Annotated in this window: 10 protein-coding genes; 7 read left to right on the plus strand and 3 right to left on the minus strand. The window is 66.5% G+C overall.

Translation table 11 applies throughout. The features are described from left to right. Window positions 1–3: 3 nt before the first annotated feature. A complete protein-coding gene (gene pip / locus BMZ17_RS09355) occupies window positions 4–957 on the plus strand; it encodes a prolyl aminopeptidase (protein WP_093138330.1) in 954 nt (317 codons plus the stop codon). A gap of 328 nt (window positions 958–1,285) precedes the next feature. Continuing rightward, the gene (locus tag BMZ17_RS09360) at window positions 1,286–1,756 is read left to right on the plus strand and encodes a hypothetical protein (protein WP_139202869.1); all 471 of its coding nucleotides are present in this window, start codon (window positions 1,286–1,288) and stop codon (window positions 1,754–1,756) included. Window positions 1,757–1,768: 12 nt separating this feature from the next. Here BMZ17_RS09360 and BMZ17_RS09365 read toward each other — a convergent pair whose 3' ends face one another. The 3 genes from BMZ17_RS09365 to gndA form a co-directional block, all read right to left on the minus strand. Next, window positions 1,769–3,397, minus strand: a complete 1,629-nt coding sequence (locus BMZ17_RS09365) for a sensor domain-containing diguanylate cyclase (RefSeq protein WP_093138332.1) — start codon at window positions 3,395–3,397, stop codon at window positions 1,769–1,771. Window positions 3,398–3,503: 106 nt separating this feature from the next. Next, window positions 3,504–4,379, minus strand: a complete 876-nt coding sequence (locus BMZ17_RS09370) for an endonuclease/exonuclease/phosphatase family protein (protein WP_093139543.1) — start codon at window positions 4,377–4,379, stop codon at window positions 3,504–3,506. Window positions 4,380–4,587: 208 nt separating this feature from the next. Beyond that, on the minus strand, window positions 4,588–5,997 hold the full coding sequence (gndA, locus tag BMZ17_RS09375; protein WP_093139546.1) for an NADP-dependent phosphogluconate dehydrogenase: 1,410 nt from the start codon (window positions 5,995–5,997) through the stop codon (window positions 4,588–4,590). A 467-nt stretch (window positions 5,998–6,464) separates the two neighbouring features. On the opposite strand from gndA, the gene BMZ17_RS09380 reads away from it, so the two are divergent. The 5 genes from BMZ17_RS09380 to BMZ17_RS09400 all read left to right on the plus strand — a co-directional run bounded on the left by BMZ17_RS09380 (window position 6,465) and on the right by BMZ17_RS09400 (window position 12,967). Continuing rightward, complete coding sequence (locus BMZ17_RS09380) at window positions 6,465–7,835, plus strand: Dyp-type peroxidase (RefSeq protein ID WP_175485541.1); 1,371 nt, start codon at window positions 6,465–6,467, stop codon at window positions 7,833–7,835. 97 nt (window positions 7,836–7,932) lie between these two features. Next, window positions 7,933–8,253, plus strand: a complete 321-nt coding sequence (locus BMZ17_RS09385) for a TFIIB-type zinc ribbon-containing protein (RefSeq protein ID WP_093138334.1) — start codon at window positions 7,933–7,935, stop codon at window positions 8,251–8,253. Window positions 8,254–8,517: 264 nt separating this feature from the next. After that, entirely contained in the window at window positions 8,518–9,396 is an 879-nt protein-coding gene (gene rpoH, locus BMZ17_RS09390; protein WP_093138335.1) for an RNA polymerase sigma factor RpoH, read from the plus strand. Window positions 9,397–9,687: 291 nt separating this feature from the next. Further along, window positions 9,688–11,940, plus strand: coding sequence for a TonB-dependent siderophore receptor (locus tag BMZ17_RS09395; RefSeq protein WP_093138336.1), 2,253 nt, complete (start codon window positions 9,688–9,690; stop codon window positions 11,938–11,940). Window positions 11,941–12,037: 97 nt separating this feature from the next. Then, window positions 12,038–12,967 carry an alpha/beta hydrolase gene (locus BMZ17_RS09400; RefSeq protein WP_093138337.1) on the plus strand — a complete coding sequence of 310 codons (930 nt, stop codon included), beginning with the start codon at window positions 12,038–12,040 and terminating at the stop codon, window positions 12,965–12,967. Window positions 12,968–13,049: the final 82 nt, after the last annotated feature.

Genomic DNA, 13,049 nt, shown 5'->3' on the forward strand with positions numbered 1-13,049 from the left:
TTCATGCGCACGCTTTATCCCGCGATTTCTCCCTACGCCGAGCAGCGGCTTGCCGTGGACGCATTGCACACGCTGCACATCCAGGAGTGCGGCAATCCCGAGGGCAGGCCCGTCGTGTTCCTGCACGGCGGCCCCGGCGGTGGTGTGGTCGACGACCATCGGCGCTTCTTTGATCCGCAGCGGTGGCGGGTGGTGCTGTTCGACCAGCGCGGTTGCGGCCGGTCAACCCCGATGTCCGAGGTGCGCGACAACACCACCGCGCATCTGGTTGCAGACATCGAAACGATCCGCCAGCACCTGGGCATCGAACGCTGGGCGGTGTTCGGTGGCTCTTGGGGGTCGACCCTGGCGCTGGCCTACGCACAAGCGTATCCGGCGCAGGTCACCGGCGTGATCGTGCGTGGCATTTTCCTGGGCCGGCGCGAAGAACTGCACTGGTGCAACGAAGTGGACGGCGGCGCGCGCATGGTCTTCCCCGAAGGCTGGGCGCGTTACGAGGCGCACATTCCCGAAGACGAGCGTGGCCAGATGGTCGAGGCCTACTGGCGCCGCCTGGACAGCGATGACCCGGCCGTGCGCCAGGCCGCGGCCGACGCCTGGAATGCATGGGAGGACAGCTCTTCCACCCTGATCCACGAGGCCGATCCGCCGCCGCCGGAAGACGATGCGGCGGCCGCGCTGGCGGTGGCACGGATCGAGGCGCACTACTTCCGCCACGACGTGTTCCTGCAGCCCGGCCAGCTGCTGCGCGACATCGACCGCATCCGCCATCTGCCCGGCACCATCGTGCAGGGGCGCTACGACATGCTGTGCCCGGCCAAGGCGGCCTACGAACTGTCGCAGGCCTGGCCCGAGGCGACGCTGGAGATGGTGCTGGCCGGGCATAGCGCCTTCGACCCGGCGATCACCGATGCACTGGTGCGCGCCACCGACGCACTGGCCGACACGTTGGGCTGACGCGTATCGCCCGCCTGCGTCGCTGGATGACGCGGCGGACTGCTGCCGTCGCGCGTTCGCAAAGGCGGGAGCCGCACTTCGCGCGTCGGTCCGTGCTTGGCGCCCACCGCGGGCTCAACGTCGGCGCGCGACGGGGATCGCTTCCACAGCGATCCGGGCGTCACGGATCCTGTCCAAACGCGTGCCACCACACGCCCGAAGCCTGTTCATGGACGCACCCGTCAGGTGTGCTGCAATGCGCCTGTCCTCGCTGGCACGCTCATTGCGTACCCGCTGGGGGCGATCGCCACTGCGACCGCATGCAACGCCAGACGACAGGGGGATGGCGATGTGGGACTTCAATGAGCAGGACGAAAGCCGGTTGCTGGACATGCTGTTCCGCATCTCCGGGATGAGCGAGCAACCGCGCCAGGACGACTACCAGCTGGTCACCAGCTGTCTGCACCATCCACGCAGCGAGATCCGCGAGCGGGCGATCCTGATCGGTGGGTTGCGCTGGAAGGATCAGACCGTGCTGGGCTATTTCCAGGGCGCCTTGGTCGGCGGCCGCGAGCCGGATGACGAGAACCGCCGCTTGATGATCGAATGCCTGGTCGCGCAGAGCGTGGCGCAGGAAGACGATCCGGAAGGCCTGGTCGCGTTCCTGCGGCGGCTGTCGTTCGACCTGCCGCGGGCCAGCATGACCTGCAAGGCGGCCTTTGCCGGGGTGGAGCGCCTGCGCGGCCGGATGGATGCGCAGGCCTATGCGAGTCTGGATTACGACCAACTGCAGCTCGGCAACGCGCGCCTGTTGAGCTGAAGGTCCGGCAGGTCAGGCCGGGGCCAGTTCGACCCGGTCGCGGCCGGCGCGCTTGGCCGCGTACATGGCGGCATCGGCGCGCTGCAGCAGGGCGACGGTGTCGGCGTCGTCGGGCAGCAGTGCAGTGACGCCGGCGCTGAGGCTGACGTGCAGATCGGGCAAGCCAAGCTCACCGGCAATCTGGCCCAGCAGGCCGCGTAGCGATTCGATGCGCTCGCGTGCGCGCTGAGGCTGCGCGCCAGGCAGGACCACCAGGAATTCCTCGCCGCCCATGCGGGCCACGTAATCGCCATCGCGGAAGACCTGGCGCAGGGTGCGTGCGAACAGCTGCAGTACCTGGTCGCCGACATCGTGGCCGAGCCGGTCGTTGATGTCCTTGAAGTGGTCGATATCCAGGAAGCCCACCGAAAGCGACAGGCCGCCGCGACGGGCGCTGGTGCTGGCGGCGGCGAGGTATTCCAGCGCGGCGCGGCGATTGGGCAGGCCGGTCAGGGCATCGGTCTGGGCGAGCAGGCGCATCTCGTCGCGCTGCCGGCGCAGGCTGCCCAGGCGCAGGGTCAGGGCCATGCTGGCGGTCAGCGCCAGCCAGCAGCCGCACAGCATCATGGCTTCCACTTTCCAGCGGGCAAGCGTGCCGGGCACGGTCAGTTCCAGCAGGCCGAGCAGCAGGAACGGCGCCACGCACGCCAGCGAGGTGACGCCGCCGCCTTCGCCGCGCCACAGGGTCAGCACCGCCAGCGCGGCCAGCACCAGGCCCAGCAGGTACAGGCCGATCTCATCCAGCAACGAGGCCAGGGGCAAGACGCCGGGCGGCAGCAGCATGACCAGTCCGGCCAGCGCGAAGCAGCCCAGCATCAGCCCGTCCGAAATCCGCCGCACCGTCCTGACCACCGACGCCGGCGCGGACTGGTAGGCCAGCATCCGCACGGTCAGGCCAATCATCGCGGTGGGCAGGGCGATCATCAGCTGCAGGGCAGCTCCGCCCAGCGGCAGCCACGGCCGCGGATACGCCCACAGGCCCGATAGCAGCGCCATCCACAGCGCGAACAGCGCCGCACTGACCGCGTAGGACAGGAATGCCCGCTCGCGCGTGCTGATGAAGGTCAGCAGCGAGGACAGCACCAGCGCCAGCATCACCGCCACCGAGGCCACGCGCAGCGAGAAGCGGAACGTATCCTGGCGCTGCACGGTTGCCGGTTCGCCCAGGCGCACGATCGGCCGCCACAGCGGGAACGGGCTCGGGTCGAATTCCACCTCGATCGGCGTCAGGTCACCGCGCTTGGGCACCAGCACCGTGCCCATGCCGGCCAGGAAGCGCGAGTCCAGCGTGCGCGCATCCTGCAGCAGGCCGCAGCGTTCGCGACTGCCCTGGCGGATCTCGATCTCGCCGCGGAACACATTCATCACCACCACGGCCTGCGGCGCGCCGGACCAACCACCGCTGGGCGGCGGCAAGGTCAGTCGCGTCCGGTCGGGCTGGTGCTGGTGCAGGCAGGGCTGAAGCGGGGCCTCGCTGAAGGCGGCTTCGCCGGTGACCACGTAGGCGTCCTGCATGGGCGCACGCGCGCACGCCGCCAACCCGCACAGGGCGAGCAGCATGCACAGCAGCCTGGTGGCGCGACGCGCCAGGAGCAAGGTCATCGGGTCGTGGGAGGGCAACTGGCGCCGACGGGAATCCCCGGCGTCCACCCATGGTATCGGCTGGCGCGGGCAAGACTTGAACCCGCGTCGCGTGCCCGCGTTTGCGTCAGTGCGTGGCCGCCGGCGCGACCGGCAGCGCAAACTCCGCCACAACCGGGAAATGATCGGAGGGATAGCGCGCGCCGGCGTGATCGGTGAGCGTCTGGACTGACTGCAATGTCATGTTGCGGAACAGGATCCAGTCCAGGCGCCGGTCGGGCGTGCCGGTGAAATCGTGGAAGGTCGCTTCCGGCCCGCTGCGCGGCGCGCCGGCCAGCCAGGCATCCTTGAGCACCGCGGTCAACGCGGCGTGGGCTGGATCGGCGTCGGTGGTGTTGAAGTCGCCGGTGAGCACGAACGGCTCGTCCGCCGGCAGCGCGGCGATGCGCTTGACGATCAGCTGGGCGCTTTTCAGGCGCGCCGCGTCGTCCTGGTCGCGATAGGGAAAGTGGGTGTCGTACAGGACGAAGCGCTTGCCGTCGGCGACGCGCTCGAAGCGTGCCCAGGTGACCATGCGCGGATACAGGTTGCCCCAGGTGATGCTGCCGGCCGCCTCGGGCGTGTCGCTGAGCCAGAAGTTGCCCGAGGCCAGCACCTTCAAGCGGTCGGTGCGATAGAACACGCCCATGTGCTCGTCGCCGTCGCCGCCACGGCGGCCTTCGCCGAACCAGCGGTACTGCGGCAGGCGCGCGATCAGGTCATCGGCCTGCTGCTTGACCAGCTCCTGGGTGCCGATCACATCCGGCGCCTGCGCGGTGATGAGCTTGGCCATCAGGTCGCGGCGATTCTCCCAGCGGTTGTCGTTGGTGTCGGCCGGCGTGCGCACGTTGAAGCTCATCACCTTCAGCGACGGCGTAGCCGCCAGCGTGGCCGCGGCGGGCAGCACCATCAGGATGATCAGCAGCAGGCGGAAACGACGTCGCCGGGCGCGGGAGAAGAACATGGCGGTTTCGTGCGGAAGCAAGTAGACGCAGGCATGGTCCCCCTCGCACCCGGGCGTGAACACCCGGCGATGGTCGCAGATGAATCCCGCAGGAACCCCGAAATGCGAGGTTTGCGTCACAGATCCGGCGTGTCGCACCGATCAGGTGCGTTGTGGCACAGCCATCGCCGCAACAGCGCCGGACGTCTGCCCGGCGCCGTGCACCCGGTCAGTTCCAGTCGGCGTGGAAGCTGCCTTCGCGATCGGTGCGTTCGAATGTATGCGCGCCGAAGAAATCGCGCTGGGCCTGCAGCAGGTTGGCCGGCAGGCGCGCGCTGCGGTAGCTGTCGTAGTAGGCAATCGCCGACGAGAAGCACGGCACCGGGATGCCGGCCTGCACCGCGGTACTGACGACCTCGCGCAGCGCGCCCTGGTAATCGGCGGCGATCTTCTGGAAGTACGGGTCCAGCAGCAGGTTGGCCAGCTTCGCGTCGGTGGCGTACGCGTCGGTGATCTTCTGCAGGAAACGCGCGCGGATGATGCAGCCGGCGCGGAAGATCTTGGCGATCTCGCCGTACTGCAGGTCCCAGTCGTATTCGTCCGACGCCGCGCGCATCTGCGCGAAGCCCTGCGCGTAAGACACGATCTTGCTCAGGTACAGCGCCTTGCGCACCGCTTTGATGAAGACTGCGCGGTCGCCGGAGAACTTCGGCGCATCCGGGCCGGCGAGGATCTTGGCCGCGGCCACGCGCTCGTCCTTCAGCGAGGACAGGACGCGCGCGAACACCGACTCGGTGATCAGCGGCAGCGGCGCGCCCAGGTCCAGCGCGCTCTGGCTGGTCCACTTGCCGGTGCCCTTCTGCGCGGCGCGGTCCAGCACCACGTCGACCAGGTCGGCGTCGCTCTGGTCATCGCGCTTGCGGAAGATCTTGGAGGTGATCTCGATCAGGTAGCTGTCGAGTTCGCCGTCGTTCCACTGCGTGTAGATGTCGGCCAGCTCGGCGTTGGACACGCCCAGCACGTCCTTGAGTACCGCATAGCTTTCGGCGATCAGCTGCATGTCGCCGTACTCGATGCCGTTATGGACCATCTTGACGTAGTGGCCGGCGCCATCGGTGCCGATGTAGGTCACGCACGGCGTGCCGTCTTCGGCCTTTGCGGCGATCTCGGTGAGGATCGGGGCGACCAGCTCGTACGCATCCTTCGGGCCGCCGGGCATGATCGACGGGCCTTTCAGCGCGCCTTCCTCGCCGCCGGAGACACCGGTGCCGATGAAGTGGAAGCCGGCATCGGCCAGTTCCTTGTTCCGCCGGCGCGTGTCCTGGAAGAAGGTGTTGCCGCCATCGATCAGCACGTCGCCCTTGGACAACAGCGGCTTCAATTCCTCGATCACCGCATCGGTGCCGGCGCCGGCCTTGACCATCAGCAGGATGCGGCGCGGGGTTTCCAGAGAGTCGACGAATTCCTGCAGCGAATAGGTCGGCACCAGGCCGGCATCGGGGCTGTCGGCCATCACTTCGTCGGTCTTCTCGCGGCTGCGGTTGAAGATGGAGACCTGGTGCCCGCGACTGGCGATGTTGAGCGCCAGGTTGCGGCCCATAACCGCCATGCCGACCACACCGATGGGTTGCTTGCTCACGTTGTTGCTCCTGGAAAGGAAGAAGGCCGCGGAAGGCTCCGCGCAGCGCGCCATTTTATGCCGGTCGCCGTGTGCGCTGGTGGCCGCGGCATGGAACGCAGCATGTGCGGCGCGCTGGCCCTGCTGCGTTGCGCCAGGTGCCTGCAGTCTTGATGACGCCATGGATGGATTGTGTAAAAGCGTCAGCGGTTCTGCGCATGCAGCACCGCAGGGTGTAACGCACGATCTCGCGCGAGGGCCGCGCGCTTGCTGCGCATTGCGCATCTGCATGGCGCAATGCGTGAAGCCAAGCACGTTTGGCCGTGTCCGATGCGTGATCGAGGCGGCGTTGAGTGGAAGTGCGCACCCAAGGCCAAGCGATGGCTGGGGCGCATTCGCAGGGGCAGTCACTGCGCTTTCCAGGCACGCCGCGCGCTGCCGGCTTCCCCACAGACCCGCGCCACCCACACGGAAGCCGGAGCACACGCATGTCGATCAACCTGACAAAACCCCTGGACGACACCGTCATCAGCAACGTCGAAAAACATTTCCTGCGCGGCCTGCAGGCCAACATCCTCAAAGGACACGGACGCGAGCACATCGCGCTGCTCTTCCTCGAAATCGCCGATCAGGCCAAGGCGCTCGCCTTTCTGCACGCCTATCCGGTCACCGATGCCTTCACCCAGCTGGAGGAAACCAAACTCTTCAAGGAAACGCGCGCGCCCGGCGGCGTGGTGCGGCTGGTGTTTTTTACCAAGGCCGGGCTTGATGCGCTGGGGCACGGCGCGCCGTTTGCCGGTTTCGGGGCGTTTGCTTCGGGCATGGCCGCGGATGCCGGCGTGCTCGATGGTGGCTCTAATGGATCGTGGCAGGCGCAGTTGAAGCAGCCGGCGCACGTGCTGCTGCTCATCGCATATCACGACGAAGCGACGCTGGCGCGGATGGTCGGCAAGCTGGTCGAGGATTTCGCAGCCGATGATGCGCCGTTCAAGACCCTGCTGGTGCAGGAAGGTCGCGCCTACAAGAACAGTGACGGCGAGGGCATCGAGCACTTCGGCTATGTCGACGGGCGCTCGCAGCCGCTGATGATGAAGAGCGACATCGAGCGCGAAGCCAACGGTGGTGGCGGCATCGGCCAGCATGATCCGACCGCGCCGCTGGGACAGTTCATCCTGGCCGATCCCTTGGGCGGCGACGGTTTCGGCAGCTTCTTGGTGTTCCGCAAGCTGGAGCAGGACGTGGCCGGCTTCAAGGCCGCCGAGCGCCACCTGGCGGCCACGCTGTCGCTGGCCGGCGATGATCGCGAACGCGCCGGCGCGCAGATCGTCGGACGCTTCGAGGACGGCACGCCTTTGACCCTGGGCAATGCCGAAGGCGGCGTTCCGGTGCGCAACGATTTCAACTACGGCGCTGATGCCAATGCCTCGCGCTGTCCGTTCCAGGGCCATATCCGCAAGACCCATCCGCGTGGCTCGAGTCCGGGTGGACTGGCCTTCGACAACACCGTGCAGATGGCCCGGCGCGGTATTACCTATGGGCATCGCCTGCAGGACCCGGACACCAAGGAGCTGATCGACCAGCCCAACGATGGCGTCGGCCTGCTGTTCATGAGCTACCAGGCCTCGATCGAAAACCAGTTCCACTTCATGCAGACCCAGTGGGCCAACAACGAAGGGTTCCCGAGCGCCGGCGTGGGCATCGATCCAGTGATCGGGCAGGTGGGCACGCTGGGGCAGCGCTGGTTCCCGACCTTCGGCTCGACCGCCTCGCCGCAGTCCGAGCATGTCGGCGGCTTCGTCAAGCTGAAGGGCGGGGATTACTTTTTTGCCCCGTCGATTAGCGGTCTGCGCAGCCTTTGATGGCCGCGGCGTGACGATCCGGACAGAAGGGTGCGTTTTTCAGGAGGGCTTCAACGCGCGTCGCTAGGCTCGATGGTTTCCCGCGTTGGAGCCCTTCATGGATTGTCCCGTCTGCAAAACCACCGCTCTGGTCATGTCCGAGCGCCAGGGCATCGAGATCGACTATTGCCCGCAGTGCCGCGGGGTCTGGCTGGACCGCGGCGAGCTGGACAAGCTGATCGAACGCGCCGTGCCGGCTTCCGCGCCACAGATGGCCGCGCCGCCACCGCCGCCGGCCGCCCATTACGATCAGGCGCGCCATGGCCACCCGCCGCAGGGCTATCGCGATGGCCGCCGCCATGACGGGTATCGGGACGGCTACGGGCATCATCCCAAGAAGAAAAAGGAAGGGTTCCTCTCGGACCTGTTCGACTTTTGAGCGCGCTGCATGGCGATGGGGCGCGACAGCAGTGTCGGCCCTTGAACCAGCCCCCGGCCGGTCCTATGTGAAAGCTGGGGCAGCGCGATCTGGTTGGCGCCTTGTCGCAAGTGACTGACGAGGAAGGAAAAATTCTTCTGAAGGCGCTGATTTCTAAAAGTGAATGCAATACAACGAAAAGTCTGGAAATTGTCTCCCTGGTAGAACAATGGGAACCATCCCAGGCCTTAGCAGTCGAACCCTCACATTGCTAATATCGCTGCCATGAACCAGACCTCCGCAGCCACCGCCATGGTGGCCAACAATCTCCCGATTCCCAGCCCGCTTGGCTCGCTGGACGCCTACATCGGCGCCGTGCACCAGATCCCGGTGCTCACCGTCGACGAGGAACAGGAACTGGCGCACCGCTTCCGCGACGAGGACGATCTCGACGCCGCGCGCGAGCTGGTGCACTCGCACCTGCGTTTCGTCGTGCATGTGGCCCGCGGTTACAGCGGCTACGGCCTGCAGCTGGGCGACCTCGTGCAGGAAGGCAACATTGGCCTGATGAAGGCCGTCAAGCGCTTCGACCCGGACATGGGCGTGCGCCTGGTGTCTTTCGCCGTGCACTGGATCCGTGCCGAGATGCACGAGTTCATCCTCAAGAACTGGCGCATCGTGAAGGTCGCCACGACCAAGGCGCAGCGCAAGCTGTTCTTCAACCTGCGCAAGTCCAAGACCCGCCTGGGCTGGATGAACGCGGCCGAAGTCAGCGCCGTGGCCAAGGACCTCAACGTCTCCGAACGCGAAGTGGTCGAGATGGAGTCGCGCCTGTCCGGTCGCGACATCGGCTTCGACGCGCCGGCGGACGAAGACGAAGAGCGCGCACCGCCGTCGCCGGCCGCCTACTTGCGGGCCAACGAGGAAGATCCCTCGCAGGCCTACGAGCGCGCCGACAGCGAGGACAACCAGCTGGAGCTGCTGCGCGAAGGCATGGCCAACCTGGACAAGCGTTCGCGTGACATCGTGGCCCGTCGCTGGCTGGACGCCGACAACAAGGTCACCCTGCAGGAGCTGGCCGACGAGTACGGCGTGTCGGCCGAGCGTATCCGCCAGATCGAGGCGAATGCGCTGAAGAAGATGAAGGCGTTGTTCGCCGCGTAAGCACGCGACGGCTGCTGTGATGAAGAAACCCCGCCATGTGCGGGGTTTCTTTTTGCCGCGTGGCGGAAAGATCGCGTGGGCGATCACCGGTCACGGGTTCCCTGACAATCGTGTAATCACGATTTCAAGAATGATTCGCATTTGTTAGGCTTTCGCGAATTCGGTCACAGCCCTCCGGCTGGGCCACGAAGCTGGCCAAGGTGGAACGCGCGCTCGCGCCGTTCCCGCGCCTGACTCCGCTGCATTCGCCCAAGCCAATCGCCAGGGCCCTCCCCCTGACGAGGCTGTCCCATGATCCGCGCTGCACGCCGTGCTTTCCGTTCGCCTGTTTCCCATCCGCTGACCCTGGCCGTCCTGGCGTCGTTGGCCCTCGCCGCGCCGCTGCATGCGCAGCAGGCCGACGAAGATGAAACCCGTGCCGAGCAGGCCGGTGCTTCGACGCTGGATACGCTGCACGTGACCGCCGAGCAGATCGCCAAGCAGGCGCTGGGCACCTCGATCATCACCCAGGAAGACATCGAACGCCGGCCGCCGGCCAACGACCTGTCCGACATCCTGCGGACCATGCCGGGCGTCAACCTGACCGGTAACAGCTCGTCGGGCGCCTACGGCAACAACCGCCAGATCGACCTGCGCGGCATGGGCCCGGAAAACACCTTGATCCTGGTCGACGGCCGCCGCGTGAGCGCGCGTGACTCGGTGCGCATGGGCGTGGCCGGCGAACGCAACAGCCGCGGCGACACCAACTGGGTGCCGGCCGAAGCGGTCGAGCGCATCGAAGTGCTGCGCGGCCCGGCCGCGGCGCGCTACGGCTCCGGCGCCGCTGGCGGCGTGGTCAACATCATCACCAAGAAGCCCACCGGCGACCTGACCGGCAGCATGACGCTGTACGGCCTGGTGCCGGAGAACAACGACGAAGGCGGCAGCCAGCGTGCCGGCTTCACCCTGAGCGGGCCGCTGTCGCGCGACTGGTCGTTCCGCCTGTACGGCAACCTCAACAAGACCGAGGCCGACGCCGCCGACATCAACAGCGCCAACTCCGAAAGCGGCGTGGCTGCGGCCGGCCGCGAAGGCGTACGCAACAAGGACGTCAATGGCCTGCTGCGCTGGGATCTCACCGACGACCAGGTGCTGGAATTCGAAGCCGGCTACAGCCGCCAGGGCAACATCTTCGCCGGCGACTACCTCAACACCTCCAACGCGACGGTGACCAGCAAGGTCGGCGACGAGACCAACGTGATGACCCGTCGCAACGCGGCGGTGACCCATCGCGGCAACTGGGCGTTCGGCACCTCGCGCCTGACCGTGTCCACCAGCGACACCGACAACGACCGCATCAGCGAAGGCCTGGCCGGCGGCCCGGAAGGCTCGCTGTCCACCACACCGGTATGGACGCACTCCAACCTCAAGGACACCACCGCCGAAGGCGAAGTGAATATCCCCAGCGTCATCGGTGGCATGGACAACATCTGGACGCTGGGCTTCGAGTATCGCGACAGCGAGCTGGACGATCCGTACTCGATGACCCAGACCGGCACCGGTGTGGAAGGCGTGGACCTGACCAACCGCGACGGCAAGACCGACGAGCAGGTCACCGCGGTCTTCATCGAGGACAATATCTACGCCACCGAGCGCCTGACGGTGACGCCGGGCCTGCGCTTCGACCATCACAGCGCGTTCGGCAACAACTTCAGCCCCAGCCTCAACGTGCAGTACAAGCTGACGCCGGACTGGCTGATCAAGGGCGGCGTGGCGCGCGCGTTCAAGGCGCCCAACCTGTACCAGGCCAACCCCAACTACCTGTACTACACGCGCGGTAACGGTTGCCCGGATTACTACACAGGCAGCGGCGGCTGCTACATCCAGGGCAATGCCAGCCTGGATCCGGAAACCAGCATCAACAAGGAAATCGGCGTGGAGTGGCTGCCCGACTCCGGCTACCACGCGTCGCTGACCTACTTCCACAACGACTACGACAACAAGATCGTCGCCGGCTATAGCGACTACTACGAGACCTCGGCCAGCGGCTACGTATACCAGTGGATCAACGCGTCCAAGGCGCTGATCCAGGGCGTGGAAGGCAACGTCAAGATCCCGCTGCTGGGCGAGCGCGGTGACCGCCTGAGCTGGAACACCAACGTCACCTGGATGATCGACAACAAGAACAAGGCCACCGGCCAGCCGCTGTCGGTGATCCCCGAGTACACCGTCAATTCCGCGCTGGACTGGCGCGCGACCGAGAAGCTCTCGTTGTCGCTGATGGCCACCTTCTACGGCAAGCAGGAACAGGCCTCGCTGGACCGCAACAACGAAGCGGTGTGCGGCACCGACGGCCTGGTCGCCTGCGACACGCTGGGCGCGTACCACCTGTTCAACGCCAGCGTGCGCTATCGCATCACCAAGAAGGTGGGCGTCGGTTTCGGCGTGAACAACCTGGCCGACAAGCGCATCTTCCGCGAAGGCAGCCGCGCCAGCAGCGCCGGGGCGGCGACCTACAACGAGCCGGGACGCGCGTACTGGGCCAGCCTCAACTTCGGCTTCTGAGGTGGATGCAGGCCATGTGCGCCCTGCGCGATGCCTGCGGTGGTGGACGACGATCCTGCGATCGCCGTTCGCCGTCGCCTGTCTGCTGGGAGGCGTGATGACGTTACCGATCGATTCGGCCGAGGCGTACCAGCGCAAGTTCGAACAGACCATTGGTGAGACGGTGGCCGAGCGTCCTTCGGCGCAGTACCGGTTCGAGCGCTTCGTCGTCGAAAGTCCCGATGGTGTGCGCCGTTGGCGGATTAACCTGGGGATTCCGAAAACAGCGGCGCCGGTGAATGGCTTTCCGGCATTCTGGATGCTCGACGGCAACGCCGCGTTGCAGGTGTTCGACGCGGCCTTGCTGGAGGAGCTTGCCGCAGCCACGCCGCAGGTGCTGGTGTTCGTTGGTTACGACAACGACCAGCGCATCGATAGCGCGTCTCGCACCCGCGACTACACGCCGTCGGTGAGCGTGCGTGGCGAAGGCAATGCCGTCGAACAGCTCGGCGGCGGTGCGCAGGCCTTCCTGCAGACGATCGAACAGCAGATCCGCCCGGAGGTCGAGCGTCGCGTGACGATCAATCCGCGCCGGCAGGCGCTGTGGGGGCATTCGTTCGGCGGCTTGTTCACGCTCGATGCGCTCTACAGCGGGGCCAGCGGTTTCCAGACCTTTGCGCCTGCCAGTCCATCGTTGTGGTGGGACCACGGCGTCATGCTGGGCGTGCCGGAGCGTGACTTCGTTGCCCATCGCGAACGCCACGCCGTACGCGTGCTGCTGATGCTGGGCGGCGCCGAGCGCCATCCCGATTACAGCGATCGCGATCTTAGCAATCCGCGCGTGGCTTCGCACATGAAGCGCGTCGGCGATGCGCCGCCGGGTGCGGCCTTCGCGTTGTCCGAACGGCTGCAGACGCTACCCGGCCTGCAGGTTGAGTACCGCGAGTTCGACGGCCTGGGTCACGGCCCGATGCTGCGCGCCTCGCTGCTCTACGCACTGCATGCCGTGGCCGGCGTTGCCGATCACAGTACCGATGTCGCGCCGTGAGAGGCGCGTCGTCCGATGCGATGTCCCGGTGCGCGCTGCAGCGTGCCGATATTTGTTTCCCTGCGCCCAGGTCATTCCCCAG

This window comes from Pseudoxanthomonas sp. GM95 (assembly GCF_900109775.1).
Classification (GTDB): Bacteria; Pseudomonadota; Gammaproteobacteria; order Xanthomonadales; family Xanthomonadaceae; genus Pseudoxanthomonas_A.

Coding starts and splice junctions, on each gene's coding strand:
- BMZ17_RS09370 (WP_093139543.1), bottom strand. CDS start 4,379: ATGTTCTTCTCCCGCGCCCGGCGACGTCGTTTCCGCCTGCTGCTGATC.
- BMZ17_RS09400 (WP_093138337.1), top strand. CDS start 12,038: ATGACGTTACCGATCGATTCGGCCGAGGCGTACCAGCGCAAGTTCGAA.
- pip (WP_093138330.1), top strand. CDS start 4: ATGCGCACGCTTTATCCCGCGATTTCTCCCTACGCCGAGCAGCGGCTT.
- rpoH (WP_093138335.1), top strand. CDS start 8,518: ATGAACCAGACCTCCGCAGCCACCGCCATGGTGGCCAACAATCTCCCG.
- BMZ17_RS09385 (WP_093138334.1), top strand. CDS start 7,933: ATGGATTGTCCCGTCTGCAAAACCACCGCTCTGGTCATGTCCGAGCGC.
- BMZ17_RS09365 (WP_093138332.1), bottom strand. CDS start 3,397: ATGACCTTGCTCCTGGCGCGTCGCGCCACCAGGCTGCTGTGCATGCTG.
- BMZ17_RS09395 (WP_093138336.1), top strand. CDS start 9,688: ATGATCCGCGCTGCACGCCGTGCTTTCCGTTCGCCTGTTTCCCATCCG.
- BMZ17_RS09380 (WP_175485541.1), top strand. CDS start 6,465: ATGTCGATCAACCTGACAAAACCCCTGGACGACACCGTCATCAGCAAC.
- BMZ17_RS09360 (WP_139202869.1), top strand. CDS start 1,286: ATGTGGGACTTCAATGAGCAGGACGAAAGCCGGTTGCTGGACATGCTG.